Genomic DNA, 22,277 nt, shown 5'->3' with positions numbered 1-22,277 from the left:
CAAGTCCCGTCGTCCGGTCGTTTGAAACGCCGGCCTAGACCTCCTGCAGCTTGCCGCGTTTCAGGTGTTCGTCGAGCCTCGGCATGATTTCCACGAAGTTGCAGGGCATGTGCCGGTAGTCGAGCTGCCATTTCAGGATGCCGTCCCAGGCATCCTTGCAGGCACCGGGGGAGCCGGGCAGCACGAAGATATAGGTGGCGCCCGCGACACCGCCGGTCGCCCGGGACTGGATCGTCGACGTGCCGATCTTGTCGTAGGAAATCCGGTGAAACACCTCGGAAAACCCGTCCATCCGCTTTTCGAACAGGGGCTCCATGGCTTCGGGGGTGACATCGCGGCCGGTAAAGCCCGTGCCGCCCGTTGAGATGATCACGTCGATGCCCCTGTCGGCCATCCAGGCCTTCGCGATGGCCTGGATGGCCGGCACATCGTCGGTGACGATCCTTCGGTCCGCCAGCTTGTGGCCGGCCTTTTCGATCCGTTCCGCAAGCGTGTTCCCCGACCGGTCTTCCGCCGGTGTCCGCGTGTCTGAAACCGTCAGGACGGCGATATTCAGCGGGATGAAGGGGCGTGAATCATCAAGACGCGACATGGAGATCTCCTTTGTCATCAACACATAGGCGATTGTCGGTTGTCCTTCCAGTGGCGAACGGACAACCGCAGCCCGGATGGGTCTATTGAAATAAAATTACAAAAAATAACAAGATTGAGACACTTGCAAAATATTTAGGTCAGCATTATTGACTTAAACAACACATCAACGCCAAAGAGCAGATCATGACCACCTGGGACAGCCTTTATGCCGGGCGCGCCAGCCGAATGCGCGCCTCCGAAATCCGTGAACTTCTCAAGCTGCTGGACCAGCCGGACGTGATTTCCTTTGCCGGAGGCATCCCGGATCCGGCGCTGTTTCCCTCCGGGGCGTTCAGGCAGGCTTATGACGACATTCTGGGCGGACCGGAGGCCGGAAAGGCCCTGCAGTACGGCTTGAGCGAAGGCAGCCTGCGTCTCCGCCGATGGATCGCCGGTCACATGCGCGACCTTGGCGTTGACTGCAGCCCGGAGAATATCCTGATCACTTCCGGCTCCCAGCAGGCGCTTGACTATATCGGCAAGCTGTTTCTGACCGCAGGCGATACGGCGCTGGTTCAATGGCCGACCTATCTCGGCGCCCTGCAGGCCTTCAACGCCTATGAACCGCGTTTCGACCGCCTGGTTCCGGGAGCGAACCGGCCGGCTGCCGATTATGGATCGAAGGCGGGCGAAAGCGGCGGTCGTGTCAAATTCGCCTATCTGTCGCCGGACTTCGCCAATCCGACCGGCCAGACCCTCGATCTTGAAGAGCGGCGGCAGATCCTGTCGCTTGCCGGAGAGCTGGACTGCGCCGTGATCGAGGATGCTCCCTATCAGTGCCTGCGCTATGACGGCGACCCCGTCCGGCCGTTGCTGGCGCTCGACTGCGAGACCGCCGGAGGCATCGAAAACACACGCACGCTCTACTGCGGCAGCTTCTCCAAATCCCTGTCTCCGGGCCTGCGTCTGGGTTGGGTCTGCGCTGCTTCCGAGGTGATTTCCAGGCTGGTGCTGATCAAGCAGGCAAGCGACCTGAACACGCCGGTGCTCAATCAGGAAGCGATGGCACGGGTGGCCGAAGCGCATTTCGACGACCATACGGCCAGAACAAGAGCTGTCTACAAGACACGTCGCGATGCCATGCTGGCAGCTCTGGAAAAGCACATGCCGGCGGGAACGCGCTGGACCAGACCGGAAGGGGGCATGTTCATCTGGGTGGAACTTGCCGACGGGATCGACAGCGCCGAACTGCTGGCGCGCTCGATCGCCTCCGCCAGGGTTGCCTTCGTTCCGGGCAAGGCCTTTCATCCGGACGGCAGCGGGGCCAACACCTTGCGCCTGAGTTTTTCCTGCGCGGATGAGGACAGGATCGAGACCGGCATTGCCCGGCTTGGAAATGTCATTGCACAGACTGTCAAATCCGGGGTGTAATCAGATGTACTGACTGCGGCGGACGGATGAGGGAAGCGCGGCCGAATGGCGCTGAGCGATCAGGTGGACAATTACTGCGAACGGATCGGACCGGAATTCTGGTCGGAGCCGCTCAACGCGCTCACCAACGCCGCCTTCCTGGTCGCCGCCCTTGCGGCCTGGATGATCTGGCGCGGAAAAACACCGGACGATCTGCCCGCGCTCGCGCTCATCGGAATTGTCTTCGCCACGGGTCTCGGGTCCTTCCTGTTCCACACTTTCGCGACCCGCTGGGCAAGCCTGACGGACGTCATTCCGATCGCGCTCTTCATCCATATCTATCTGCTTTTCGCGCTGAGGCGTTTCCTGGTGCTGCCCTGGTGGGGGGCGATCGCGCTGGTCGCCGTCTTCGTCGCCCTCTCGCCCCTTGTCATCGCGGGAGCGGCTCCCGTCGTCGGGTCCACGGCGGGATATCTTCCGGCCCTGCTGGCGATTTTTGCGGTCGGCGGACTCTTCCGCATGAGGGACCGGAGACTTGGCGGCCAGATTCTGCTGACGGGCGTGATCTTCACCGCATCGCTCGGGTGCCGGATGCTGGACGGGCCGGTCTGCGCGCAAATGGCCATTGGAACTCATTTCCTGTGGCATATTCTGAACAGCATCGTGCTCTTCGCATTATTACGGGTTCTCATTTTGCAGCGTGCCGGGTAAACCTCAGTGACAATTCACGATTTCGCAACGGTTCGCGCAGACGGTAACGACTGGAGTTTCAGACGGGAAAACCGGCTTTCATGCGTGGTCGCGCAAGCGCGGTGAGATCGATCGAACTTTGAAAGATCGCGCATCCCTTTCCCGAGTGACAGCGGGATGCGACGGAAGACTGATCCAGAGGAAGAGGGCAGGGACGTCATGAGCGAAGGCAAGAATACGGAAAGCGATCTGACCGATGCGGCCCTGTTCTATCACGAGCATCCGCGTCCCGGGAAACTGGAGATCCAGGCGACCAAGCCGCTCGGGAACCAGCGCGATCTGGCTCTTGCCTATTCTCCGGGGGTTGCCGCGCCATGTCTTGCGATTGCCGATGACCCTTCCAAGGCGGCGATCTACACGTCGCGCGCCAATCTTGTCGCTGTGATTTCCAACGGCACCGCCGTGCTCGGACTTGGCAATATCGGCCCGCTGGCCTCCAAGCCGGTGATGGAAGGCAAGGCGGTTCTCTTCAAGAAATTCGCCGGGATCGACGTCTTCGACATCGAAGTTGCCGAAACCGACGTCGACAGATTCGTCGACGCGGTGTCTGTTCTCGAACCGACCTTCGGCGGCATCAATCTGGAAGACATCAAGGCGCCGGAATGCTTCATGATCGAGGGCCGGCTCCGGGAAAAGATGAACATCCCGGTCTTCCATGACGATCAGCACGGCACCGCGATCATCGTCGGCGCCGCCGTCCGCAACGGTCTCGAACTGGCGGGCAAGAAGATCGAGGATGCCAGGATCGTCGCGTCCGGTGCCGGGGCTGCCGCGCTGGCCTGCCTGAACATGCTCATTTCGCTTGGTGCCCGGCGGGAAAACATATGGGTCACCGATATCGAAGGTGTCGTCTACGAGGGCCGCGAAGCCCTCATGGATGAATGGAAGTCCGCTTTCGCCCAGAAAACCGACAAGCGCACCCTGGACGACGTGATCGGCGGTGCCGACGTGTTCCTCGGCCTGTCGGCCGGAGGCGTGCTGAAACCCGAGATGGTCGCGAAGATGGGCAAGGGTCCGCTGATCCTGGCGCTGGCCAATCCGAACCCGGAAATCATGCCCGAAGCGGCCCAGGCCGTGCGCGACGATGTCGTCATGTGCACCGGCCGGTCCGACTACCCGAACCAGGTCAACAACGTCCTGTGCTTCCCTTACATCTTCCGCGGTGCGCTGGATGTGGGCGCGACGACGATCAACGAGGAAATGAAACGCGCGGCGGTGGAAGCCATCGCCGGTCTCGCACGGGAAGAGCCCTCCGATGTGGCCGCCCGCGCCTATGGGGGCAAGACCGAAACCTTCGGTCCGAATTACCTGATCCCGTCACCTTTCGACCAGCGCCTTATCCTGCGCATTGCACCGGCCGTGGCGAAGGCGGCCATGGACTCCGGTGTCGCCACCCGGCCGATCGAGGATTTCGACGCCTATATGGATGTGCTGAACCGCTTCGTGTTCCGCTCCGGCCTGATCATGAAGCCGATCATCCAGAACGCCTCCAAGGATCCGCAGCGGATCATCTATGCCGAAGGGGAAGACGAACGCGTATTGCGTGCGGCGCAGGTCCTGATCGAGGACAGGATTGCCACACCGGTTCTCGTCGGTCGGCCCGATGTCCTCAAGACCCGTTGCGAACGCTTCGGCCTCAAGATCCGCCCGGGCACCGACTTCGAGTTCATCAACCCGCAGGACGATCCGCGCTATCGCGACTATGTGGACGAATATCTCGAATGCGTCGGCCGCCACGGCATGCCGCCCGATGCGGCGCGGACCGTCGTGCGCACCAATTCCACTGTCATCTCCGCGCTTGCCGTCAGACGCGGCGAGGCCGATGCGGTCATCTGCGGACTGGAAGGCCGCTTCAACCGCCATCTGCGCGACATCAAGCAAATCATCGGCGTCTGCAAGACCGCGCGCGACCTGTCGGCCATGTCCCTTCTCATCAACAGCCGCGGCGCGCTCTTCCTGTCCGATACATTCGTCTCCGAGGATCCGACCGCGGACGAGATTTCCGAAATGGCCATGCTGGCGGCACAGGAAATCCGCCGCTTCGGTATCGAACCGAAGATCGCACTGCTGTCACTGTCGAATTTCGGCTCCCGGGAAACCGCTTCCTCGCGCAAGATGCGTGCGGCGACCGAGCTGATCTGGAAGCGCTATCCGGATCTTGAAGTCGATGGCGAAATGCACGGCGATTCAGCTCTGAGCGAAGCGCTGAGGCAACGGGTGATGCCCAACAGCAAGCTGACCGGTGAAGCCAATCTTCTGCTGTTCCCCAATCTCGATGCGGCCAACATCGCCCATAACCTGCTCAAGGTCTCGACCCAGGCCCTGCATGTCGGTCCGATCATGCTGGGCACGGCAAAGCCGGCCCATATCCTGACGCCGTCTGTGACGTCGCGCGGGGTGGTCAACATGTCGGCACTGGCAAGCGTCGAGGCGCAGACCCGGTCCGAACGCTAAGCGGCAGGAAAGACGTGCTGCCGAGCTGAAGCCCGAAAAGCGGGTGACGAAAATTGCCCTTCTTGCCCTGACGGCGGGTCTTGTCGGAGCCTTGCATGGTGGACATCCGGCGAGGCTCCCGCTTGACGGGAACGCGGTCGTGGCGCGGGAAAAACGTCTGATGGATCCCGGCGAGCGCATTCGTGACGTGCGTCGGGGACGCGACGGTTTCATCAACGTTCTGACCGGCAGCGACAACGGCCAACGGATCCGTCTGGGGCCGTGAGCGGGGCAAGGGGACGCCCTGGCGTTTCGGGCAATTGATCATCTCCGCTTGACATTTCAGGCATCTAAGCCGATATAGCACCATGTAGCCGCTGCCGCGTGAGCAGACAGCGCGCCCTGTTGTATTAAAACCATAGTGTTTCCAGGGCAGCCGCTTATCGGTTGCAGACAAGGGCCCAATGAGGGGTCCAACCAGTTCCCATGTCACGCGAGGGTCTGGCGGCGAAGAGCCCGTTTTCCGAAACGATTCGGCTGCCGCACTCCAAAAACGAACCGCAAGGATGCGTTCCTGCGGTTATCCGGGTGTGTTTGTCACGCCCGAACCAAGGAATTTATATTGACCGACTTTCAAAGCCTGGGACTGTCCGACGGCCTGCTGAGCGCTGTTGCTGATAACGGCTACGACGAACCGACACCGATCCAGCAAAAAGCGATCCCTCTGATCCTGGACGGCCGAGACCTCATGGGTCTGGCCCAGACAGGCACAGGTAAGACGGCTGCCTTCGGACTGCCCCTGATCGACTGCCTTCTGGCGGACAATCTCAGAGCCCGGCCGAAAGGCACCCGCGCGCTTATTCTGGCGCCGACCCGCGAACTGGTGAACCAGATCGCCAAGAACCTGATTTCCTTCCTGAGGAACACCCCGTTGCGCGTCACCGCCGTCGTTGGCGGCGTGTCGATCAACGGCCAGATCAAGCGCCTGTCAAAGGGCACGGACATCCTGGTCGCGACACCGGGGCGCCTTCTGGACCTGGTCGACCGTCAGGCGGTGGATCTTGCGTCCGCCTCCTATCTCGTCCTCGACGAGGCCGACCAGATGCTGGACCTCGGCTTTGTCCATGCGCTGCGCCGCATCGCCGGGCTGGTCGCGAAAGACCGGCAGACGATGCTCTTCTCCGCGACCATGCCGAAACAGATCAATGAACTGGCCCAGTCCTACCTGCGCAATCCCGAGCGGGTGGAAGTTTCTCCGGTCGGCAAGACCGCGGACAAGGTTACCCAGTCCGTTCACTTCATGGACCAGAATTCCAAGGGTGATTTCCTGGTTCAGCAGCTGCAGTCGAAACCCGACGGTATGTCGCTGGTCTTCTGCCGCACCAAGCACGGTGCGGAACGGCTGATGCGCAAACTGACGCAAAGCGGTATTGCTGCCGGCTCGATTCATGGCAACAAGAGCCAGAATCAGCGCGAGCGGGCGATCCGTGAATTGCGTGAGGGCAAGATCAACGTGCTGGTGGCAACGGACGTTGCCGCACGCGGCATCGATATTCCCGGCGTCAGCCACGTTTACAATTTCGAACTGCCGGAAGTCGCCGAAGCCTATGTCCACAGGATCGGCCGTACCGCGCGTGCGGGAGCCGAAGGCGAGGCGGTCGCCCTGTGTGCACCGGAAGAAATCGGCCTGTTCCGTCAGATCGAAAGGCTGATCGGCATCGACATCGAGGTCGCCAGCGGCGAAGTTCCCCCGTTGTCGGCGGCTGTCAAGCTGAAGCGCGGTGGCGGTGGAAACCGTGGCGGCGGCAAGCCGGGCGGGAAAAAGCCCTTCGCCAAGCGCAGCTCTCCCAGCGACAACGACAATCGCTCGCAGGCTCGCCGTCCGAATCGCCGGCGCACGAATGGCCGCAAGAGCGCTGCCTGATGCAACTCGCGGTCCGTTGAACGCGGACCGCTCTTCCGCCCGAGAGGTGATCTGCCGGTTTTCATATGGACTCATGTGAAGCCGGACTTCTGATCGGGCCCGAAATGCAAAACCTCCCGCACTCGGAAGAGAGCGGGAGGTTTTTTATGGCACTGTCCGGCTTGCTCCCTGGCAGGAGCCAGCGGAAGTCAAAAAAAACACCGGGAAGTGGCCTTCCCGGTGCCGAGCCTTGTGGTCGATGGGGCCCAGACCGGCTGTAACCAATCTGTATGTTTTCGAAAGCTTTTCAAAGCCATCCCCGAACCCGCCGCGGTTCGAACATGGACCTGTATACTTTCCGCCCACAAGGCATCTGACCGCATGTTTACAGTCAGGTCTTATATTGTCTCAGGACTTCCGTTCGAAACATCCAGGAATTTCTTGGTATTCCAGCGTGTCGCCCCGTTGAAGGTAAATCTAAATTAACAAACATGAATAGGCAATCATAGCCTTTTGGCCTAGCTGGCGCGTGTGGATAATGGATTAGTCTATATGGAACAGCGGCTTATTGAAGTAGCCGGCAAACGGACCTGTGTAGGGGCGATAATCGTCGAATTGGTTGCGCGTGCGGTCCTCCGAGAAATGCTTTGGTTTCAAAGAATTGGAAGGTTTATTTTCTTAATTTATTGCGGCATAGAAAAAATCTATAACAGGCATAATGGCGGCTGAAAGCCCTAAAACGCAGAAAAACATCAGAAAAATGCGGCCGCGCCATATGGCAGGCATGGGGCCGAGCCTTCGTTTTACTGAGCTTGTATCATTTTCTCAGGCACTGCTCTTTGCCAGCTATCCGGGTACATCGGAAATTTGATCGTCGGCATAGAGGGCGGTTCTGGAGCCATAGTTTAATTTTATCACGTTTATTATTAGGGTTGACCTTACCGTAACGTCACGCTATTCCACCTCCATCGAGGGTTTGGTTAATGTGATTTAAAAAATACGAACCCCAAAAAAATCCAGAATCAATTCTGGGACAAAAGTGCACGTCGGCTCTGAATAGATCCTGACCCCATATAATTGCCTGGCGTTCAATTCAGGCAAACTCCTTGTGGCGCGGACTTCGCGCACTGGAAGGCGGATGCGCGGCGCATCCACTTTCCTGGTCATGCGCGGATGATAACCGCAACAGGCTGGTCCCCCATTAAAGCCAGCCTGAAACGACCCATCGGCCACAAGACTTCGGCACCGGGAAGGTTTCCTTCCCGGTGCCGCTTGTTTTTCAGCCTGCAATAATTGAACCGGCGCGAAATTCCGCGGGGTTCCCGTTGGAAAACGCCTACATGTTCGGGTAGTTTGGTCCGCCGGAGCCTTCGGGGACGGTCCATGTGATGTTGCCGTTCGGATCCTTGATATCGCACGTCTTGCAGTGGACGCAGTTCTGGGCGTTGATCTGGAACCTGGGGGCGTCAGAGCCTTCTTCCACCCATTCGTAGACGCCGGCGGGGCAATAGCGGTTGGAGGGCCCGGCATAGACATCGTGCTCGGATGTCTTCTGCAGCTCAGGATCCTTGACCTTCAGATGGATCGGCTGGTTTTCCTCGTGATTGGTATTGGACAGGAAGACGGAAGACAGCTTGTCGAAGGACACCACGCCGTCCGGTTTCGGATAGTCGATCTTCTTGCAGTCCCTGGCGGGCTTCAGGGTGTCGCAATCCCTTTTCCCGTGCTTCAGCGTTCCGAAGAAGGAAAAGCCGAACAGTTCGTTGGTCCACATGTCGAGACCGCCGAGCCCAATGCCGAGCACGGTTCCGAATCTGGACCAGAGCGGTTTGGTATTGCGAACCGTCTTCAGATCCGCGCCGATCGGGCTTTCGCGCCACGCCTTGTCGAAATTGCTCAGCTCCGTATGAGCTTCCCCGCGTCCGATGGCCGCCATCACCTCTTCGGCCGCGAGCATGCCGGACAGCATTGCGTTGTGGGACCCCTTGATGCGCGGCACATTCACGAAGCCGGCCGAGCACCCCATGAGAAGACCGCCGGGAAACGACAGCTTCGGCACGGACTGATAGCCGCCTTCGGTGATCGCGCGCGCGCCATAGGAAATGCGCTTGCCGCCCTCCAGAGTGTCGCGGATCGCCGGATGGGTCTTGAAGCGCTGGAACTCGTCGAAAGGGGAGAGCCAGGGATTTTCGTAATTGAGATGGACGACGAATCCGACAGCCACCTGATTGTCTTCCAGGTGATAGAGAAAGGAGCCGCCGCCTGTCTTGCCGTCAAGCGGCCAGCCGAAGGAATGCTGCACGAGGCCGGGCTTGTGTTTTTCCGGATCGACCTGCCAGAGTTCCTTGATCCCGATGCCGAATTTCGGCACGTCGCTGTCCTTGTCGAGCTCGAATTTCTCGATGAGCTCCTTTGCCAGAGAGCCGCGGGCGCCTTCGCCGATCAGGGTGTATTTCCCGCGCAGTTCCATGCCTCTTGTGAAGCTGGCGGTCGGCTTGCCGTCCCGGCCGATCCCCATGTCGCCTGTGGCAACGCCGGTCACACGGCCCTCGTCGTCATAAAGCAGTTCGGCGGCGGCGAAACCGGGATAGATTTCAACGCCAAGGGCTTCGGCTTTCTCGGCAAGCCAGCGACAGACATTGCCGAGCGAGACGATGTAATTGCCGTGATTGTTCATCAGTTTCGGCATGAACATGTTGGGAAGGCGCAGCGACCCGGCCGGGCCCAGGATCAGGAAATGATCCTCCGTAACCGGCGTCTTGATCGGCGTCTCTTCCTCGCGCCATTCCGGAAGCAGCTGGTCGAGGGCAATCGGATCGATGACGGCACCGGACAGGATATGCGCACCGACTTCGGAGCCCTTTTCCAGAACCACGATACTGAGCTCTTCGTCTTTTTCGTCTGCTATCTGCTTCAGCCTGATGGCGGCGGCAAGGCCCGCCGGGCCAGCGCCCACGATCACGACGTCCACGTCCATGCTTTCGCGTTCGCCAAGCGCTTCCTGTTCGCTCATTTTTGTCTCCCTCTGCCCGAAGGGGCCAAGCTTCTATGGTCCTGTTTGCCTTATTTTGCGGTGCGAAACACGACATTTTTCACCGCTGAATGCGAATTCGGGCAACATTTCCCATCATGAATGAATCTCAGATAGACCAAAGCGGGCCACCCCCGTCAAGAGCAAGGGTAACGCTTACGTAAGAGTAAGCCGCAAGGTTCGCGCAATGACATGTGAACAGAAGCGGGAAAACCGGCCTGCCGGGCATTGATGCTTCTGAGGGTGCTTGTACCCGGCTGGCACCCGGCTAGGGTGTGAAGGCGTGTTGTCACGGCCAATCCGGCACGCGAAGATCCGCCGCGCCATGCCGGGGGCAGGGCAAAGGCTTTGACGGAGCTTTTCAAAGTCGTATTGATGGATGTCGGATCGCACCGAAATCATGATTGGATCAACCCCGAACTCCGCCACCGGAGAAAGCGCTCATGCAGCAAACCCCGCAGGACCTGCGCCAGATCGAAGCTCTGCTGGATTTTTACACCGCTTCCGGCGTGGATTGCTTTCTGGGGGACGAGCCGGTCGACTGGTTTGGCCTGACCAGCGAACAGGCTGCGCAGCGTCTGCAGAACATGGGGGCGGTGGCACAGGCGCCGCAGACCGGACAACCCGCCCTTGGCGGCGACATCCGGCATGTCCCCGCCGCTCCTCGGCAACAGGGGGGCGGGCCCGCCTCTCTGTCCTCGCCGGCAGCTGCTGCCCCATCGGGAGCGTCCGCGACCGGTGCGCCGGTCGGACAGGTGCCTGTAACAGGCCAGTCTGCCGTGCTTCCGGACAAGGCGATCATTGCAGCCGCGCGCGAGCTGGCCGCCTCGGCGGCCTCACTGGACGACCTGCGGCAGTGTCTTGAGTCGTTTGACGGCTGCAATCTGAAACTGACCGCGAAAAAGCTCGTATTTGCCGACGGCAATCCACAGGCCAGGCTGATGTTTGTCGGCGAAGCGCCCGGCCGGGACGAGGATCAGCAGGGCAAACCGTTTGTCGGCCGCTCGGGACAGCTTCTTGACCGGATGCTGGCGGCGATCGGACTCGATCGGACGGCCGTCTATATCGCCAATGTGGTTCCCTGGCGTCCGCCCGGAAACAGGACCCCGACACCGCAGGAAACCGAGATCTGCAAACCCTTCATCAAAAGGCAGATCGAGCTGGTCGATCCGGATGTCCTGGTGTTTCTGGGCGCGGCTTCGGCAAAAACCCTTTTGGGAGTGCAGGACGGTATCCGCAAGATGCGTGGCCACTGGATGACCTATCCCGGTTTGACGCGGGAAATTGCCGCGATCGCGACCTATCATCCCGCTTATCTGCTCCGCAGCCCGCTGGAAAAGCGGCTGTCCTGGCGGGACTTCCTTTCTATCCGGCAGGCTCTGCAAGACAATCAGAAAGAGAAATCCTGATAAATACAACCCGGATATTCAAGTTTTCGTTTTATTCTATGAATTAGAACAAGAGTGCTTAAACCGTTCATTACAATGCGCAAACGGACTGTATTTCGCTCGGCTGGGCCCTGATGTCCGTGATTTATATACGCAGATTTAGTTATTGTTAAAAGTAACATGTATTTTTAGTGGCATATGCTTCCCAGTTCCTGTCTGTGGAGCGGATCAGCCTGACCAAGTGATTTGAAGAGGGTAATTTGACAGGACCGGACATCAACATTCCAGAACGCGCAGTTCTGCATATCCTGGTCCTGGACTTCGACACCCTGGCGTGTGAGGAGACATCGGCCTCCGGCTTCAGCAGCCGGGGATGTCGTGTTCGCACCAGCGCTCACAAGGAAGTCGGAAAAACCATCGGATTGCGCCTTGCCGGGTTCGATCAGATGATCAAGGGCAGGGTCCGGGAGATCCTTGAGTCCGAAATTCTGGTGTCCTTCGAATTCACAAACAGCACCATTGTCGAAAAACGCCGGGAGCGCAGGCGCAAGGTTTCCATACCCGCCCTGGTCAGCGGCCGTGCCTCGCAGGACGGCATCAGGTGTGAAATTGTCGATGCAAGCCTCTCCGGCTGCCGTCTGGCCAGCCGGAGACTGGAAAACCTCCCCAGGGACATACAGCTCCAGATTCCGGGCCTGGATCTGCCGGTCGCGGGGGAGATCGTCTGGCGTTCTCCTGAACTTGCAGGCGTAAAGCTTGTCTGGCAGTTCTCGAACGGGCAGGAATTCAACCGGAAGGGTCTTCGCTCGCCGGAGGCCGCGGACAAGCCGGCCTCAAGGCCGGTGCGGGACACATCCGGTTTCGGGGTCCGGCGCAAGAATCCGTCGAATTAGGTCATTCTCCCGGCGCGGCCATTTCTACTTTTGCTGGTGAGGAATAAGCTCTGCCAGTCGATGGTGACTTCCTGCGACGCGTCTTGAATTGCGGCGCGGTTCGAAAGTAATTTCGTTGTTCCGGATGCCGAACGCTGCGTGGCATTGTTGTTCCACGATCCGGGGCAGGTCGGAGGGAATGAACTTTCCCGGCCGTGAAGCCTTTGCAAGTCGCCGCCCGATACATATATCGGAAGGAACGTGCATTCCCGGGGCTGCCCAGACCGATGCAAACCGGATGCACCAGAAATTCGAAATCGATCTGCCGTTCGCCGTTGCGGTGCTCCGCCGGCAGGCAGATCCAGCGAGGTTGTTTCCGGGTGTTTTCAAACATACGCCGTTTCCTTCCCAAGCCCTTGCGTGACGACAGTACGGTCATTCCCGTCGTCCGCCTGCAGGGCACCATCACCACTGCCGGCCCCCTGCGCCCCGGCCTTTGCCTCTCGGCGGTGGCCCAGCCCCTGGAGAAAGCGTTTTCGGAGAAAAAGGCGCCGGCCGTTGCGCTGATCGTCAATTCTCCGGGCGGCTCCCCCGTGCAGTCGCGGCTGATCTTCAAGCGCATTCGCGATCTGGCGAAGGAGAAGGAAAAGGATGTCCTTGTCTTCGTGGAGGATGTTGCGGCCAGCGGCGGCTATATGATTTCCCTGGCCGGGGACGAGATTTTCGTCGACCCGTCATCGATTGTCGGCTCGATCGGTGTGGTTTCGGCCGGGTTCGGTTTCACGGAGCTGATCGGCAAGATCGGCGTCGAGCGCCGCGTCTACACCGCGGGCGAGAAGAAGGTCATTCTCGATCCGTTTCAGCCGGAGGTTCCCGAGGATGTCGAATATCTGAAGGGCCTGCAGCAGGAAATTCACGAGACCTTCGTCGACCTGGTCAAGTCGCGTCGCGGCGATGTTCTCGCTGACGATCCGGATCTGTTCAGCGGCAAGTTCTGGACAGGACGCTCGGCCATTCAGCTTGGTCTGGCCGATGCTGTCGGAGATGTCAGAAGCGTTTTGAAGGAACGCTACGGCGAAAAGGCCGAACCGAAGCTGTTTTCGGCACCGCGCGGCCTGTTCGGCCGCCGGGCCGGCCTTGGTCTCGGTCCGGTGCATTCCGGCCGAAGTCTGACCGAGGGCCTTGGCGAGGATCTTATCTCGGCAGTGGAAAACAGGGCGCTGTGGATGCGCTATGGTCTTTAGCGTGAGGTCGTAAAGGGGAACGATTGTGACCGAATTGATAGGTGTGGCGGCGCTGGCCGTCGGCGGCTACTGGATCATGCAGCGGATCAAGCGCAAGATGGCCGCGGTGGAAAGCCAGATATCCAGGGCCGCCGCCAAGGCCGATCCCAATGGGCGTGGAACCGAGCTGGTTCGGGACCCGGTCAGCGGCAGATACAAGCCCAAGGCATAGGCCAGGTCGTAAAGCGTTGGCGGACCGAAACTCTCGGCCCGCCTGTGCCTCAGCCGTCAGAGGCCATGGTCTGTTCCGCCCTGGCGGCGCGGAACAGTCCCCAGCGTGCCGGACCTCTGCGCGCCCTGACGGACAGCACCGACAGGGTCAGCAGGGCGAGAAGGGCCTCGCCCAGGGGACTGGCAAGCCAGATTCCGGGCTCGCCCACAAGGAGCGGCAGCATGAGGACAAGCGGCAGAAAGAACAGATAGGGCTTGGCAAGGCTCAGGAGTGCCGCGCGCAGGGCGTCCCCCACGGCCTGAAAATACATCGCGACCACAAACAGCGGACCGGCCGCGAAATAGAGCGCGGTCATCGTCGGCAGGATGCGCGCAACCTCTCCGGCGACACCCCGGTCATCAACGAACAGAAATCCGATCGGGCCGGCAAGGAGCGACAGGACCGTCTGCACGCTCGCGCAGTAGAGGAATGCGGCGGCAAGACCGAGACGTAGCGTATCGTCCGAGCGCTGCCAGAGCCCGGCGCCGTAGTTGTTGCCGATCATCGCCTGAAGCGCCTGGGTTAGACCCATGAACGGCAGATACGCGAAGGTCATGATGCGCGTTATGATGCCGAAGGCGGCCACGGTGGTCTCATAACCCGGGGCTCCGATGTGCTGCAGCATCGCGAAGGTCGCGGCAGAACCGAGCGCGATGCCGATGAAACTCAGGCTTTGCGGCGCGCCCAGAGCCAGAATGGCAGCCCAGTGCGAGGCGGGCGGAAACCTGACCAGAGCGCCGGGCCGCAGAACCGTTCTGCCACGCAGCCGGAACCCCAGCAGCAGGACGAAGGCAAGCAATTGCGCCATGCCCGTTCCGTAGGCGGTGCCGGCAACACCGAAGTCCAGGAGGCCGACCAGCACGAAGTTGAGGCCGATATTTGCAAGGCTCACCAGCAGGCTCAAACCCGCCATCAGTATGACCCGGCCTTCGCTGCGCAAGGCGTCGGCGTTGATGGAGAGTATGAAAAGCAGCGGCGAGAACCAGACCGTGATCGACAGATATGTGTCGGCCATTCCGGCAATCGGGACGGATCCTTCAGCCGCGGCAAGGGTCATCTGGTGTCCCAGGGACAGATAAAGCGCAATCACCAGCCCGCTGACGCATAGCGCCAGCCAGTGGGCGCCGGCAAAGACGGCCTGCGCCGTCTGTGTTCGCCCGCCGCCCAGATGCCGCGCGAGTTCGCTCGACATGCCGCTGGACACAAGTGTCGAGAGCGCGGCGAGAAGCATGTAGGCGGGAAACATCAGGGTGACGGCGCTCAGCGCCTGGGGGCCGACGAAGATGCCGAGAAAAACGGCGTCAGCTACGGTCATCAGGCCGTTCATGCCCATCACGAGGATGATCGGCAGCGCGGTCCTTGCAAGGGTGCCCGCCAGCGGCCCCTGCGTATAGGTGTTCATGCGGGAAGTGTCCGACGACATTCCTGTCTCCAGTTCGTGACATTTCGCAAGGAAGGAGGGGCCCGCATTGCCACCAGCACGAAATGCATGGAGCAGAAAAAAGTCGACAGGTCAGATCTTCACCAGGACGGCAACGTCCGCGGGCGGCAGGTGTCTGAAACCGGACCCGCTTGATACGAGCCGGTCGGGGCGCCGTCAATCCTGTTTCGTGGAAAGCAGGGCTGGTCGCACAGGACCGGCCGGATGCGGGAGCGGCGGCAATGAGCCGGTCTGGCGCCGCCCGTCTTGACCTTCTCCGCGCATCGTGGCACCTCTCGCGCCGAAACGGCGGATCTCATCTCACCGGCACAGCACATTTGCGGAAGTCATTCATGTCGAGCGAAACCCTCCCGGCGCACATGCGGCCGGAAAATTCCTTCCAGGGTCTGATCCTGACCCTGCAGCGCTACTGGGCAGACCAGGGCTGCGTCGTTCTGCAGCCCTATGACATGGAAGTCGGCGCCGGCACGTTTCACCCGGCCACCACCTTGCGCTCTCTCGGTCCGCGCCCGTGGAAAGCCGCCTATGTGCAGCCGTCCCGCCGCCCGACCGACGGCCGCTATGGGGAGAACCCCAACCGGCTGCAGCATTATTACCAGTTCCAGGTGATCCTCAAGCCGTCTCCGCCGGACCTGCAGGACCTCTATCTGAACTCGCTCTATGCCATCGGCCTGGACCCGAAGGTGCACGACATCCGCTTCGTCGAGGACGACTGGGAAAGCCCGACCCTGGGTGCCTGGGGACTTGGATGGGAATGCTGGTGCGACGGCATGGAAGTGTCCCAGTTCACCTATTTCCAGCAGGTGGCAGGCTTTGAATGCGCGCCGGTCTCGGGCGAGCTGACCTACGGCCTGGAACGTCTGGCCATGTATATCCAGGGCGTCGATAACGTCTATGAGCTCAACTACAACGGCAGGCAGGGCGACGAAAAGGTCACCTATGGCGATGTCTTCCTGCAGGCCGAACAGGAATATTCCCGGCACAATTTCGAACATGCCGATACCGAAATGCTGTTCCGGCATTTCAAGGACGCGGAATCGGAGTGCAAGGCGCTTCTGGACGCGGGCGCCAAGGCGCGCGAGGCGGCAGGGGCGAACGTGCACCAGGTGGTGCTGCCCGCCTATGATCAATGCATCAAGGCCAGCCACGCGTTCAACCTGCTCGATGCGCGCGGCGTGATCTCCGTCACCGAGCGCCAGAGCTACATCCTGCGTGTGCGCGAACTGGCCAAGGCCTGTGGGGCCGCCTTCCTGGAAACGGAGGCCGGCGGTGTCGGCTACGAGAACCGGGCCGCAGGATAACGTCCCGGTCCGGCCGGCTGCAGGTGGCCTCCTGAACCGCCAACCTGTGTTGCAGATTACAGTTTGTCGTTTGAGCCGGGGCAGGGCGCCGGAAGAGGATGACAAGCCCGGAAACAGTGAGTAGCCTTCGCGTAAATTTTTCGGAGGGTTACATGATTGCCTGGTTCATTCTTGCGTTTATGATCGCGCTTTCGGTCGTCGCAATCGTTCTCTACAACAGTCTCGTGCGCAAACGGCAGATGGTGCAGGAAGGCTGGAGCGGCATTGATGTCCAGCTCAAGCGCCGGGCCAATCTGGTTCCCAATCTGGTGGAAACCGTCAAGGGATATGCCAGCCACGAAACGGAGACCCTGGACAAGGTCACGGAGCTGCGGTCGCGGGTGAATTCCCTGCCGCGCAACGACGTGGCGGGCCGCGCCGAGGCGGAAGGCCAGCTTTCCCTCGCCCTGGGCAGGCTCTTTGCCGTGGCCGAGGCTTATCCCGATCTGAAGGCCAGCAACAATTTTTCCGAGCTGCACCAGTCTCTGGACGAGATCGAAAACGCCATCCAGATGGCCCGTCGCTATTACAACGGTGCCGTTCGTGGACTGAATGTGGCGGTGGAGAGTTTCCCCTCCAACCTGATTGCCAGCAGGTTCAAATTCGAAAAAGCCGACTATTTCGAGATTGAGGACGAGGCCGAAAGGGCCGTTCCCAGAATTTCATTTTAAGATTTTTCAGGTTCCGGGAGACCTTCCCATGATTTTATGCCGTCCTGTTGCATGTATGCTCGCTGTGCTGTTTTTCACGGTCGCCGGTACGTCGGCCTCGCACGCAGAAGAATTGATAAAACGCTTCGTCTCGAATGTGGAGGTTGCCGCGAACGGGACCCTGACTGTCACCGAGACGATCACGGTCCGCGCGGAAGGCGACCAGATCGAGCGGGGAATCTTCCGCGATTTTCCGCTTACGGCGGAAGGGGCGAACGGCCGGCTCTACGAGGTCGGCTTCAAGCTGCTGTCCGTATTGCAGGACGGTGAGCCGGCGCCGCATTTCACCAAACGCAACAGCCAGGGGATCCGGATCTACATCGGTGAGGAACACGTGCTGCTGCAGCCGGGCGACTACACCTACACGATCGAATATGAAACCGACCGGCAGATCCGTTTTTTCGAGGATCATGACGAGATCTACTGGAACGCCACCGGTAACGAGTGGGCCTTTCCCATAGAACAGGCGACCGCCCGGGTTGTTCTGCCGAAGGGTGTCAAGGCCACCGGCTGGACCGGCTTTACCGGAAAATACGGCGAATCCGGCAGTGACTTCACGGCCCATGCCGCCGAAGACGGACGAGAGGTGATTTTCGCCACAACAAAACCCCTGTGGGACTATTCGGGCCTGACCGTTGTCGTCAACTTGCCCAAAGGCTCAATCACGCCGCCATCTGAAATCGAACAGTTGCGCTATTTCCTGAGCGATTACCGCTCAGAGCTGATCGGCGGTGCCGGCATCGCCCTGTGCCTTGTCTATTATCTCATTGCCTGGATGTTCGTCGGCCGGGATCCGCAAAAAGGGGTTGTGTTCCCGAGGTTCAAGCCACCTGCCGGAATTTCGCCGGCCCTTGGCGCCTATATCGCCGACCGCGGCTTTTCGGGGGGCGGCTGGGTGGCCCTGTCGGCTGCCTGCCTCAATCTTGCAGTCAAGAAGCGCCTGCGGCTGGAGGAGACGGACGGGGACATGACCCTGGTGCTGGAGACCGATGAGCCCCAAGACCGTCGCGCCGGTTCGGGGCTGTCGAAGGGGGAGGCCGCCCTTGAGAGCTATCTGAGCGCGCGCGGCACTCCCCTGACGCTCGACAAGGGAAACGGCAAGTCGATCCAGGCGCTCGGTGCGAAATTCCGCACAGCCATCGAGCGGGAAAATCGCAATGTCTTTTTCAAGTCCAACAAGCTCTACCTGATCCCGGGGGTGCTTCTGAGTATCGGGACGATCGTCCTCCTGCTCGCCTATGGAAAGCTGCAGCGCGACCAGTCCGAGTTCGTCATCTTTTTCCTGATGTTCTCCATTTTTGCTTCGCTCACCTCGGTGACGGTCGGCAAGGCCGTTTTCCGTCTATCCGGCATCAAGCTGCGCATGGCGATGATCTTCGGCATTTTCGGCGTGGCCATGGCCGCTGCAGGCACGGGAGCATTTCATTTTACCGGTGGATTCCAAAGCATTCCGGTGTTTCCGTTCATTGCGGTGGCTCTGGCAGCCCTGAATATCCTGTTCTTTTTTCTGATGGGGGCGCCAACTGTGCTCGGCCGTCAGGCGCTCGACAAGATCGAGGGCCTCAAGCTCTATCTGACCGTCGCCGAGAAGGAACGGCTCAACATGGCCGAGGCGCCGGACATGAGCACCGGCCATTTCGAGGAACTCCTGCCGTATGCGGTCGCGCTGGGCGTTGAAAAACCCTGGGCGAAGGCCTTCGAAAGCTGGCTGGCGACGGCCGCTGGTGCCGCAGCTGCGGCCAGCTACCATCCCAACTGGTATTCGGGAAGAACCTTCGATGCGCGGCATGTCTCGGACAGCATCGGGTCTACCGCAAGCTCCATGGCCGGATCCTTCCGTTCGTCCCTGCCTGCGCCCAAATCCTCCAGTTCCGGGTCCTCGGGCGGATTTTCCGGCGGCGGTGGCGGCGGCGGCGGCGGGGGCGGCTGGTAATCCGCTTGCCTATTCAACCGGCAGACGGTTGAATTGATCCGGCGCGGGCCGGTTGCCGCAAACCGCGCCGGATACAGGTGGGAAGATGACGGAAGATGCACTGCCGCTCAGTGAATTCGTAAGCTTCAACCTGGCAATACTGGTCTATTTCCTCGGCGTCCGGCTGAACAGGCAGATTCCTCTTCTGCGCCACTACAACATTCCAGAACCGGTTTCCGGCGGATTGCTGGTGGCGGTGGGGGCCTTCGTCGTCTTCCTGGCTCTGGATACGGAAGTCAGCTTTTCGCTGCAGTCGCGGGACTATCTGCTCTATTGCTTCTTTACCGCGATCGGGCTCAACGCCCGCTTCGGGGATCTGGTCAGGGGCGGCAAGCCTCTGCTGATCCTGCTGTGCCTGACCGTCGGCTACATGCTGGTGCAAAACGTAGTCGGCACATCAATTGCCGCCATACTCGGACTGCCCGTCGGCTTCGGTCTTCTGGGCGGAACCGTGTCCCTTGTCGGCGGACACGGGACGGCAATCGCCTGGGGGCCGAAACTGGCGGCCGACTACGGTGTTGCCGGTGCGGTGGAAATCGGTGCGGCCACCGCAACCCTCGGTCTTGTCGCCGCAAGTCTGCTGGGCGGCCCCATAGGCAATTACCTGATCGAAAGACGCGGGGCGAAGCCGGACCCCGGACGTCCCGAGGAGGCGCCCATCATCGGCATCGAGACCGACCGCGAGGCGGACCTCCGGGTTACCCATACGGGCCTGATGCGCTCCCTGCTGGTGCTCAACATCGCGATCGCTCTCGGTGTCGGTCTTCAGGAGGCGCTGGACGCGGGAGTGGGCCTGGATCTGCCCGTCTTTGTCACCTGCCTGTTCTGCGGCATCGTGTTGTCCAATTCCGTGCCGCTTATCTTTCGCCGGATGACCTGGCCGGCCGGGTCGCCGTCACTCGCGGTGATCTCGGACCTGGCGCTGGGGATCTTTCTGACAATGTCTCTGATGAGCCTGCAACTGTGGACCCTTGCCGGACTGGCCGGCCCGATGCTGCTGATCCTGTTCATGCAGATCGTCATCGCGGCGCTGTTCATCATCCTGGCGGTCTTTCCCCTCATGGGCCGGGATTATAACGCGGCGGTTCTGGGGGCGGGATTCGCCGGCTTCGCTCTGGGAGCAACCCCGACCGCCATCGCGAACATGACGGCTGTCACCAAGCGCTACGGCCCGGCCACACAGGCGTTCCTCATCCTGCCGCTGGTCTCCGCGTTTTTTGTCGATCTGGCAAACGCGATGATCATTCTGCTGTTTCTGGGGGGCTGATGGCCGCCGGCGTCGATTGGTCGAGCCGGTGAGGAGATCATCCCGGATGCGCGACGCGTGTCGCCCGGCCTGTCAGTCCGTGCCGGGGCTTTCGGAAAACAGGGGGTGTCCCTGTGCCTGCATGCCGAGAAGTCCGGCAACATCTTCCGCACTCACCGCAGCCGCATAGAGAAAACCCTGACTGTAGTGGCAGCCGCCCGCCGAGAGAGCTTCATGAGTGGCGCTTTCTTCCACCCCTTCGGCGATCGCATCGATCTCCAGCCCTCTGGAAAGGACAAGAATGGCCTCAATGATGGCTGCGCACTGCTTGTCCGTCAGCATGCGCTCGGTAAAGGACCGGTCGATCTTGACCTTGCAGATCGGCAGATCGCGCAGGTAACTCAGGCTGGAGTGACCGGCTCCGAAATCGTCCAGGGCAACGGAGACGCCCGCCTCGGTCAGTTCCGTCAATATGCGCCTTGCGGTATCGGGGTTCTTGACCAGGGAGGTCTCGGTAATCTCCAGCACCAGGCGTCTGGAGGGAAAGTCGCATGTCTCCAGAATGGAGATGATCTGATTGGACAGGGCCGGATCCTGAAGCTGCACCGGTGAAAGGTTGAAGGACAGGTAGATCTCGTCCGGCCAGTCCTTCGCGGCGCTGCAGGCCTGCGCCAGCAGGTGCCGGGTCAGCTCGAAGATGATGCCGCAATCCTCCGCGATGGGGATGAATTCCAGCGGCGGAACCTCACCGAAATCGCTGTCGGTCCAGCGCGCAAGCGCCTCGAATCCGGCGATCTTCCCCGAAGCCATATCGATGATCGGCTGGAAATGGACGTTGACCAGGTTTTCCGAGATCGCCAGGCGCAGCCGTTGTTCCAGAAGGGTTCTGTGCAGGATGGAGGCATCCATATCCACTTCGAAGAACCGGTAGGCGGAGCGCCCGGAGGACTTGGCCCGGTAAAGGGCTATGTCGGCCCGGCGCAGGAGTTCGGTGATCGCGTGCCCGTCCTGGGGGTAGAGGGCGATGCCGATGCAGGCGCCGATCGATATCTGCCGGTCTTCGAAGTCGAACCGGTCACCGATGCGCTTGAGAATGCGCCGCGCAAATCCGGCCGCTTCCGATTTTTCGCGGAAAACCGGCGACACGATGGCGAATTCGTCACCCCCGAGGCGCGCGACGATCCCCTCTGCGCCGACGGTCTGGGCGAGCCGGTCGGCGAAGCTGCTCAGCAGGTTGTCCCCGAAGGCATGGCCGTAGACATCGTTGATGGGTTTGAAGCCGTCGAGATCGAGCATCATGACCGACCGGAAACTGTCTGGCTCCAGATTTCTGCCCAGGTCGTCGAAGGCTTCCACCAGACGGCGCCGGTTGGGAAGACCGGTCAGCGCGTCATGCTGCGCCAGCGCCAGCGCCTCCGAATGGGCGAAAGAGCGGGCTTTCAGTTCCTTGCGCAGACGCCACATGGACCTGGAGCCGTAGAGGAGGCCGATAACGGACGCGCTGATCAGCGCCGCGATGATGAGTTCAAGTGAGGGGTGGTCGTGATCGGTATGGGTCGAGGTTAGAAAGTGAAAGAAGATAAATACACTGATATAAATGGCAATTGTTATGAGTGATAAAACAACTATAGATCGAATTATGTAAATACCGGGCGAAATATCTCGTTTCATCACGTAGGTGATCCTGAGGAAATATATGGATAGACTGTATTTT

Annotated in this window: 18 protein-coding genes; 13 read left to right on the top strand and 5 right to left on the bottom strand. The window is 60.4% G+C overall.

The window, feature by feature from the left end:
* Window positions 1–34: 34 nt before the first annotated feature.
* Window positions 35–592 carry a molybdenum cofactor biosynthesis protein B gene (moaB, locus tag DCO57_RS03940; protein WP_116697730.1) on the bottom strand — a complete coding sequence of 186 codons (558 nt, stop codon included), beginning with the start codon at window positions 590–592 and terminating at the stop codon, window positions 35–37.
* A 185-nt stretch (window positions 593–777) separates the two neighbouring features.
* On the opposite strand from moaB, the gene DCO57_RS03935 reads away from it, so the two are divergent.
* The 5 genes from DCO57_RS03935 (at window position 778) to DCO57_RS03915 (ending at window position 7,090) form a co-directional block, all read left to right on the top strand.
* The gene (locus DCO57_RS03935) at window positions 778–2,004 is read left to right on the top strand and encodes a PLP-dependent aminotransferase family protein (protein ID WP_116697549.1); all 1,227 of its coding nucleotides are present in this window, start codon (window positions 778–780) and stop codon (window positions 2,002–2,004) included.
* Between the two features lie 45 nt (window positions 2,005–2,049).
* Window positions 2,050–2,694: a ceramidase domain-containing protein gene (locus DCO57_RS03930; RefSeq protein ID WP_116697548.1), complete on the top strand. Its 645-nt coding sequence runs from the start codon at window positions 2,050–2,052 to the stop codon at window positions 2,692–2,694.
* A gap of 198 nt (window positions 2,695–2,892) precedes the next feature.
* A complete protein-coding gene (locus tag DCO57_RS03925; RefSeq protein ID WP_116697547.1) occupies window positions 2,893–5,187 on the top strand; it encodes an NADP-dependent malic enzyme in 2,295 nt (764 codons plus the stop codon).
* Between the two features lie 43 nt (window positions 5,188–5,230).
* Window positions 5,231–5,452, top strand: a complete 222-nt coding sequence (locus DCO57_RS03920) for a PQQ-dependent sugar dehydrogenase (protein WP_208977776.1) — start codon at window positions 5,231–5,233, stop codon at window positions 5,450–5,452.
* Window positions 5,453–5,788: 336 nt separating this feature from the next.
* Entirely contained in the window at window positions 5,789–7,090 is a 1,302-nt protein-coding gene (locus DCO57_RS03915) for a DEAD/DEAH box helicase (protein ID WP_116697545.1), read from the top strand.
* A 1,315-nt stretch (window positions 7,091–8,405) separates the two neighbouring features.
* Here DCO57_RS03915 and DCO57_RS03910 read toward each other — a convergent pair.
* Window positions 8,406–10,082 carry an electron transfer flavoprotein-ubiquinone oxidoreductase gene (locus DCO57_RS03910; RefSeq protein ID WP_116697544.1) on the bottom strand — a complete coding sequence of 559 codons (1,677 nt, stop codon included), beginning with the start codon at window positions 10,080–10,082 and terminating at the stop codon, window positions 8,406–8,408.
* 461 nt (window positions 10,083–10,543) lie between these two features.
* On the opposite strand from DCO57_RS03910, the gene DCO57_RS03905 reads away from it, so the two are divergent.
* Complete coding sequence (locus DCO57_RS03905; protein WP_116697543.1) at window positions 10,544–11,509, top strand: uracil-DNA glycosylase; 966 nt, start codon at window positions 10,544–10,546, stop codon at window positions 11,507–11,509.
* A gap of 239 nt (window positions 11,510–11,748) precedes the next feature.
* Window positions 11,749–12,381, top strand: coding sequence for a PilZ domain-containing protein (locus DCO57_RS03900; RefSeq protein WP_116697542.1), 633 nt, complete (start codon window positions 11,749–11,751; stop codon window positions 12,379–12,381).
* A gap of 1 nt (window position 12,382) precedes the next feature.
* On the opposite strand, the gene DCO57_RS23475 is transcribed toward DCO57_RS03900, so the two are convergent.
* Window positions 12,383–12,754 (bottom strand): hypothetical protein, encoded by a 372-nt coding sequence (locus DCO57_RS23475; RefSeq protein WP_165814617.1) that lies wholly within the window; start codon window positions 12,752–12,754, stop codon window positions 12,383–12,385.
* Between DCO57_RS23475 and DCO57_RS03895 the strand changes: the two genes are divergently transcribed.
* Together DCO57_RS03895 and DCO57_RS03890 are read left to right on the top strand one after the other, a co-directional pair.
* Window positions 12,741–13,604, top strand: coding sequence for a S49 family peptidase (locus DCO57_RS03895; protein ID WP_244287876.1), 864 nt, complete (start codon window positions 12,741–12,743; stop codon window positions 13,602–13,604). The genes DCO57_RS23475 and DCO57_RS03895 overlap by 14 nt on opposite strands.
* Window positions 13,605–13,629: 25 nt before the next feature.
* Window positions 13,630–13,815 carry a hypothetical protein gene (locus tag DCO57_RS03890; protein WP_116697540.1) on the top strand — a complete coding sequence of 62 codons (186 nt, stop codon included), beginning with the start codon at window positions 13,630–13,632 and terminating at the stop codon, window positions 13,813–13,815.
* A 49-nt stretch (window positions 13,816–13,864) separates the two neighbouring features.
* Here DCO57_RS03890 and DCO57_RS03885 read toward each other — a convergent pair whose 3' ends face one another.
* Entirely contained in the window at window positions 13,865–15,277 is a 1,413-nt protein-coding gene (locus tag DCO57_RS03885; RefSeq protein ID WP_116697539.1) for an MATE family efflux transporter, read from the bottom strand.
* A 350-nt stretch (window positions 15,278–15,627) separates the two neighbouring features.
* Between DCO57_RS03885 and DCO57_RS03880 the strand changes: the two genes are divergently transcribed.
* The 4 genes from DCO57_RS03880 (at window position 15,628) to gltS (ending at window position 20,584) form a co-directional block, all read left to right on the top strand.
* A complete protein-coding gene (locus DCO57_RS03880) occupies window positions 15,628–16,596 on the top strand; it encodes a glycine--tRNA ligase subunit alpha (protein WP_208977775.1) in 969 nt (322 codons plus the stop codon).
* A gap of 152 nt (window positions 16,597–16,748) precedes the next feature.
* Window positions 16,749–17,306, top strand: coding sequence for a LemA family protein (locus tag DCO57_RS03875; protein WP_116697538.1), 558 nt, complete (start codon window positions 16,749–16,751; stop codon window positions 17,304–17,306).
* A gap of 28 nt (window positions 17,307–17,334) precedes the next feature.
* Window positions 17,335–19,278: a DUF2207 domain-containing protein gene (locus DCO57_RS03870; RefSeq protein WP_244287875.1), complete on the top strand. Its 1,944-nt coding sequence runs from the start codon at window positions 17,335–17,337 to the stop codon at window positions 19,276–19,278.
* Window positions 19,279–19,363: 85 nt separating this feature from the next.
* A complete protein-coding gene (gltS, locus tag DCO57_RS03865) occupies window positions 19,364–20,584 on the top strand; it encodes a sodium/glutamate symporter (RefSeq protein ID WP_116697536.1) in 1,221 nt (406 codons plus the stop codon).
* A 72-nt stretch (window positions 20,585–20,656) separates the two neighbouring features.
* Here gltS and DCO57_RS03860 read toward each other — a convergent pair whose 3' ends face one another.
* The gene (locus tag DCO57_RS03860; RefSeq protein WP_116697728.1) at window positions 20,657–22,234 is read right to left on the bottom strand and encodes an EAL domain-containing protein; all 1,578 of its coding nucleotides are present in this window, start codon (window positions 22,232–22,234) and stop codon (window positions 20,657–20,659) included.
* Window positions 22,235–22,277: the final 43 nt, after the last annotated feature.

Source organism: Labrenzia sp. 011, assembly GCF_003075075.1.
In the GTDB taxonomy this organism is placed as follows: Bacteria; Pseudomonadota; Alphaproteobacteria; order Rhizobiales; family Stappiaceae; genus Roseibium.
This window is presented reverse-complemented; position numbering and strand designations above follow the sequence as displayed.

Coding starts and splice junctions, on each gene's coding strand:
- moaB (WP_116697730.1), bottom strand. CDS start 592: ATGTCGCGTCTTGATGATTCACGCCCCTTCATCCCGCTGAATATCGCC.
- DCO57_RS03935 (WP_116697549.1), top strand. CDS start 778: ATGACCACCTGGGACAGCCTTTATGCCGGGCGCGCCAGCCGAATGCGC.
- DCO57_RS03930 (WP_116697548.1), top strand. CDS start 2,050: ATGGCGCTGAGCGATCAGGTGGACAATTACTGCGAACGGATCGGACCG.
- DCO57_RS03925 (WP_116697547.1), top strand. CDS start 2,893: ATGAGCGAAGGCAAGAATACGGAAAGCGATCTGACCGATGCGGCCCTG.
- DCO57_RS03910 (WP_116697544.1), bottom strand. CDS start 10,082: ATGAGCGAACAGGAAGCGCTTGGCGAACGCGAAAGCATGGACGTGGAC.
- DCO57_RS03905 (WP_116697543.1), top strand. CDS start 10,544: ATGCAGCAAACCCCGCAGGACCTGCGCCAGATCGAAGCTCTGCTGGAT.
- DCO57_RS23475 (WP_165814617.1), bottom strand. CDS start 12,754: ATGTTTGAAAACACCCGGAAACAACCTCGCTGGATCTGCCTGCCGGCG.
- DCO57_RS03885 (WP_116697539.1), bottom strand. CDS start 15,277: ATGTCGTCGGACACTTCCCGCATGAACACCTATACGCAGGGGCCGCTG.
- DCO57_RS03880 (WP_208977775.1), top strand. CDS start 15,628: ATGTCGAGCGAAACCCTCCCGGCGCACATGCGGCCGGAAAATTCCTTC.
- DCO57_RS03875 (WP_116697538.1), top strand. CDS start 16,749: ATGATTGCCTGGTTCATTCTTGCGTTTATGATCGCGCTTTCGGTCGTC.
- DCO57_RS03870 (WP_244287875.1), top strand. CDS start 17,335: ATGATTTTATGCCGTCCTGTTGCATGTATGCTCGCTGTGCTGTTTTTC.
- gltS (WP_116697536.1), top strand. CDS start 19,364: ATGACGGAAGATGCACTGCCGCTCAGTGAATTCGTAAGCTTCAACCTG.
- DCO57_RS03860 (WP_116697728.1), bottom strand. CDS start 22,234: ATGAAACGAGATATTTCGCCCGGTATTTACATAATTCGATCTATAGTT.